Consider the following 685-nt stretch of genomic DNA (forward strand, 5'->3'; position numbering starts at 1 on the left):
CCGGCGGGCACCGACCGCGCGTCCTGGTCCTGCGCGCGCTGGGCCTCGGCGACCTGCTGGCCGGCGTGCCCGCGCTGCGCGGCATCCGCCGGGCCTTCCCCGGCCACCGGGTCGTCCTCGCCCAGCCGCGGGGCCTCACCGAACTCGCCCTGGCCACCGGCGCGGTCGGTGCCCGCCGGCCGGCTCGCTCCCGTGCTGATCGCGGTCGGTCACCTCGTACGTCACCTCCGGTGTCCTCCGGTCGGAGCGGGGGCCAGGGCCGCCCGCCGGGCGAGGCCGGTGGTGGAGCGGCCGTCCAGGTAGGGCAGCAGCAGGACCTGGCCGCCCCAGCTCTCCACCAGGGGCTGTTCCGGCAGCCGGGTCCGGGCGTAGTCGCCGCCCTTGGCCCAGATGTGCGGGCGGAGTTCGCCGAGGATGCGTTCGGGGGTGTCCTCGTCGAACACGGCGACGGCGTCCACGCACTCCAGGGCGCGCAGCACCCGCACCCGGTCGGCGGCCGGGACGAGGGGGCGGCCGTCGCCCTTGCGGCGGCGTACCGAGTCGTCGGAGTTGACGCACACGATGAGGCAGTCGCCGGCCCGGCGGGCGGCCTGGAGGAGGGCGACGTGGCCGGCGTGCAGCAGGTCGAAGCAGCCGCCCGCGGCGACGACGGTGCCGCCCGCGGCCCGGACCCGGGCGGCGGTGC

Annotated in this window: 1 protein-coding gene; it reads right to left on the reverse strand. The window is 78.5% G+C overall.

The window, feature by feature from the left end; genetic code table 11:
- Window positions 1–221: 221 nt before the first annotated feature.
- On the reverse strand, window positions 222–685 hold a 464-nt coding region (gene rfaE2, locus CCN44_RS40215; protein ID WP_086704078.1), incomplete at its 5' end, for a D-glycero-beta-D-manno-heptose 1-phosphate adenylyltransferase.

This window comes from Streptomyces tricolor (assembly GCF_002155905.1).
GTDB lineage: Bacteria > Actinomycetota > Actinomycetes > Streptomycetales > Streptomycetaceae > Streptomyces > Streptomyces tricolor.